Source organism: Blautia ammoniilytica (assembly GCF_025566965.1).
Lineage (GTDB): Bacteria > Bacillota > Clostridia > Lachnospirales > Lachnospiraceae > Blautia_A > Blautia_A ammoniilytica.
On record NZ_JAOQJL010000068.1, the window covers coordinates 1 to 4,657 of the forward strand.

Annotated in this window: 6 protein-coding genes; 1 reads left to right on the forward strand and 5 read right to left on the reverse strand. The window is 33.5% G+C overall.

Annotation, left to right across the window (positions count from 1 at the left end; translation table 11 throughout):
- Positions 1 to 870 (forward strand): tetratricopeptide repeat protein (locus OCV61_RS18220; RefSeq protein ID WP_262583427.1); only part of this gene is annotated, 870 nt, incomplete at its 5' end.
- Positions 871 to 978: 108 nt separating this feature from the next.
- Here OCV61_RS18220 and OCV61_RS18225 read toward each other — a convergent pair.
- From OCV61_RS18225 to OCV61_RS18245, 5 genes are all read right to left on the reverse strand, one after another.
- Positions 979 to 2,169, reverse strand: coding sequence for an ABC-2 family transporter permease (locus OCV61_RS18225; RefSeq protein WP_118618189.1), 1,191 nt, complete (start codon positions 2,167 to 2,169; stop codon positions 979 to 981).
- Positions 2,162 to 3,046: an ABC transporter ATP-binding protein gene (locus tag OCV61_RS18230; protein WP_158422928.1), complete on the reverse strand. Its 885-nt coding sequence runs from the start codon at positions 3,044 to 3,046 to the stop codon at positions 2,162 to 2,164. The genes OCV61_RS18225 and OCV61_RS18230 overlap by 8 nt, the downstream gene beginning before the upstream one ends.
- Positions 3,030 to 3,809, reverse strand: coding sequence for a hypothetical protein (locus OCV61_RS18235; protein ID WP_158422929.1), 780 nt, complete (start codon positions 3,807 to 3,809; stop codon positions 3,030 to 3,032). Before OCV61_RS18235 ends, OCV61_RS18230 begins: the two co-directional genes overlap by 17 nt.
- Positions 3,796 to 4,335, reverse strand: a complete 540-nt coding sequence (locus OCV61_RS18240; RefSeq protein WP_005335535.1) for an RNA polymerase sigma factor — start codon at positions 4,333 to 4,335, stop codon at positions 3,796 to 3,798. The genes OCV61_RS18235 and OCV61_RS18240 overlap by 14 nt, the downstream gene beginning before the upstream one ends.
- 77 nt (positions 4,336 to 4,412) lie before the next feature.
- The coding region (locus tag OCV61_RS18245) for a D-alanyl-D-alanine carboxypeptidase family protein (protein WP_158422930.1) at positions 4,413 to 4,657 on the reverse strand (245 nt) is incomplete at its 5' end.

The window sequence follows — 4,657 nt, forward strand, 5'->3', positions numbered from 1 at the left end:
CTTTCAGAGACAAAACCATCTGTAAGTAGCTGTCACATATTACTGGATTCTTTACAGAAAATATGTTTAATGCATGGAATGGAAGTAGCTTATTACAAAAAGCTATTTCAAACAATCGGAAATATCATAGAATTGATTGAAAAGGATGATATACCAAAGTATCTGCTTTTTCTGGAAAATGCATTTCCATACATGGATAACTATAACTACCACAAAGGTATGAATGGAATCATTCAGGAACTGACGGGGCTGTTAAAGACAAAAAACATTGGAACCGACTCTGACCGGGCATTATTACTAGATTTTCAGGCAACTCTTGAAACCAAACCTGAAAAAGCAATAAAACTGGAAAAGGATGCACTTGCCCAGATAGAAACTATCACTGCTGACAATGCTCGCCTTGTTTCCAACCTTCATGCCAATCTCGGTGGACTTTACCGCATGAACGCTCATCCCGATCTTGCAAGAGAACACATGGAAAAAAGTATCTCACTGCTTGACCAATTTAACCTGCTTCATATAAATGACAGCATACCTCAGATTGCCAATTATGCAATGTTCCTGACAAAACAGCAGGAACCCGAAAGAGGAATCTCCGAATTACAAAAATTATCCGGCATCATCAAGGAATACCATTCCGATGACTGTCTGGATTATGCCAAAGTACAGGAAACCCTTGGAACCATTTATCTGATGACTGCCAATCTTCCGCAAGCCAAAACACATTTTAAAAGAGCTTTCAAAATATATGAAAAGATCTGGGCTGATGAACCAGAAATGATTGAAGCAAAATATCAGGAAATTCAGGAGTTATATCCACAGATTGGATTTTGCATTGGAAAAAATCTATCCGGTCTTTTAACAAAATAAGCATAATTTACGGCGGGCAACTTGCCCGCCGTAAATCTTTAAATTATGCTTTGATTTTTCCAGAAAATATTTTACTTACTTTGTTTTTCATGAGTATGAATACAATTTTTACTTATTTCCGTATCTGCGAAAACTCTTATAAATAAAAGGCAGTAAGGCTATTGCCATCACTGTATACATTACCATTACAAGCGGAATTTGTCGAAATACACAATTCCCAATCTGATAAATAAGTGGGACTTTTACACTTGCCTGTACATTTGTCAAAATTGTTGGTATCAAATTGAAAAGCGTTGTATACCCAGAAAGTGCCCGTCCTATAAATGGCAATAAGCAATATAAAAAGAACGGAATGCAAACAGCGACACTAATTGTATGCATTTTAGCCGCTATTAACATAGACACTACAGCCGCCAGCATACTGGCTATAAATCCACATACAACTGTCAACAAATAGTATTGTCCATATGACATAATGTAAATACTATATGCCTGATACATTTGATAAGGTGTATTCATACCACTGGTTCCCATAATTCCAAAACAAATCACACTAAGTAATATAATTCCCATACAATAAATCATAACTGTCGTAGCTATTCCTGCCAGTATTTTTGTTTTAACAGCTTTTGTACGTCCATACTTTGTAGAGAAAAATACTGCATCTGCTTTTGTCTGAAAATCATCTGCAAATATTCCAGCACAAATAAAACCAACTATGATTGCCAGAATAATAGAATACGTTTCTACATACATAATCATAGTATCCCATGAACTATAAGATTCGTATTCTACTGGTAATTTTATTTCATTATATTTCTTTTCCAAGTATTTTTTCTGAACAGAAGTCTTTCCATATTCTTCTGCCATCTTTTCCATATTTTTATGATAAGTGTCATAGAACTCTTGTATATTTTCTTCTGTAATTTGATTCAGAACACTTTCATCATATTCTGCATCCGGTGTTAATACCGATATTATAAAACTCCTAATATCATCTATCGGTTGCAATGTCGTTCCGTAAATTGCATTTTCTTCTGAGGATTGTGTCACCGCATTTTTATTTTGTTCTATAACTTTTCCAAGTTCATCTTCTGTCAATGTACCTTTCCATGCTCGTCTGTTATCTGTAAGTTTTCTTGTTGCCATAATTCCAGTACTAGCATTTCCATTCTCATCCACATAGCGATTACTTGTAACTGCAAATCCGCTAAAAATGACAGCAAGTATCAATGCCAATCCGATTGCAAATACATTAATTTTCTTTGAAAAAATTCGTTTTAATTCTAATTTAAGCATCTTGTTTTTCCTCCGATTTTTCTCCAAAATAAAATAGAAATGCATCTTCCAGATTTTTTTCTACAGCCACAGCATCTTCTGTTGGCTTTTCTATTGAAATAATTCTAAGCTCTGCTCCGGTTTTTGTTGTTTTTATATTTCCAACCAAACATTCATTCATATATTTGTCTATCATACTTCTCGAAACATTACATTGCCATACCTTTTCTTTCATAGAAGATACTAAATCTTCCGCAGTACCTGCATAAAAAAGTTCTCCATCTTTCATTAACATAATGTTATTCGCAATGTACTCAATATCCGATACAATATGTGTAGACAAGAGCACCAAACGTTCTTCCGACAATTCACTAATTAAATTACGAAAACGTATTCTTTCATTCGGGTCTAATCCAGCGGTAGGTTCGTCCAGGACAAGAATTTGCGGATCGTTTAACATCGCCTGTGCTATTCCTACACGTCTAACCATTCCTCCAGACAAATTCTTCATTTTTCTTTTACTAAATTTTTCCATTCCTACTTGATTTAATAATTGCTTCACTTTTTTTCTGGCAAACGGCATTTTTAACCCTTTTATAGAAGAAATGTACATCATATAATCATATACGGTCAAATCTGGATAATATCCAAAATCCTGTGGTAAATATCCCAGAACTTCTCGGTATTCACCTCCTAGTTTCCATATATCTTTACCATTCCATAATATTTGTCCTTCTGATGGTTGAACAATCGTACAAAGCATACGCATTAATGTGGTCTTTCCTGCTCCATTTACTCCAAGCAGTCCATAAATTCCTTTTTCCATAACACAATTCACTTTATTAACAGCATTTACTTCTCCGTATTGTTTTGTTACATTTTTAAATTCTAATTTCATACGTGTAATCCTCCAAAATTTTTTCATCAAATACCAATGACTTCTGAACACAAAAAACAAAATATACAAAAGTCAATATCAGCATAGCCACCCATACCGGAGTTACAATTTTCTGATAAATAACATCATTTGCAACAATCATCATCCATAAACCAACCCATACCAGACAAGAAAGCACTGCTATATATTCTGATTTTTCCCATCTACTGTACAATACACGAAAACATATACAACATGAAACATTTACCGGAAGCAAAAAATAAACCACCAAATCACTTAACGAGAGTATTGTTGTTTGATATGTAATTGCCAAAAACGCCATAACGATCACCAGATCCACTACTCCAAACATTGACATTCTTGCTGTACAAATCTGACGCAGTGTGTAATAAGACGCCTGCTCAATCTCAATCGCACCATTTCTTCTGTTTTTCCAAATTTCCGGGACAATCAGAACCACAAATATTGTGGCAGATATTCCCATAATCCTCATCATATCTTTTATGTCTGACGTATAATTACTCAACCATATCCATAGACACATAAGAACACAACCTTGTAAAATCCACCATCTTTTTTTTATGAATTTTGTCTGCTCATACAAAAATTCAAAATAAGATGTTCTATGCGATTGTTTCGATAAAATTGACTCTGACAAAATATTCTGACATGCTTTTACTGTTCTGTTTTCTGCTTCAATCCTTACATATTTTTTTTCAATCTCCTCTTTATATTCCTTTATTTGTTGCTTATATTTCATCATAGTTTTTCACCTCCAACTCTTTCATTAAAAGTTCTTTTGCTCTTCCGATTCGATATTTTACAAGAGAAAGTTTTATGTGAAGTAATTCTGCAATTTCTCTTTGTTTCAATTCTTGAAAAAAATATAAAACTGCCGTTTCTCTAATTTCTTCCGGTAACTTTCTCACTGCCTGTTCAATAGTTAATCGGACTCCTAGCTCTTCTACATGATTTTTACTACAGTCCTCTGATTTTAGCAGTTCCTCTGATGGAATATCTTTTTTCTTTTTGTAATAATTTTTAACGGTATTTCCGGCAATTGTATAAAGATAATTCTTAACTTTTCCATATTCTTTATATCTATATAAATTGGAAAAGAAACGTGTAAACACTTCTTGTGTCAAATCCTCTGCCTCATATGGATCATTGATATGTAGCAAACAATATTGATATATACTTGAGTAATATTTTTTGACCAGTTTTTCACACGCATCTTCATCTCCTGCTCTTGCTAGATGTACTAACAAAGAATCAGTTTTGTATTCCATTCGCAAATTTGCCTCCCTCTGTTTTCTAAATAATATAACAATCCTACTATAAAAAAAGTTAGGATTTTCTTTTGTTTTTATTTATATTTTTCTAAATATTCTTCCAAACATAAATTTTCTTCTTTCATTATTTTAGCGACAGTCGTTCCAACATAACGGTAATGCCATGGTTCATTACTAATTTCTGTTATATCCGTTTTATCTTCCGGGTAACGTTTTACAAACCCATATTTATAAGGGCACTGAAAAAGTCTGATTCTAAAAAAGAATTGGGCTTTTTTTCGTATTTCCATTATAATAGAAATATAAGGAGGGAGCGGCT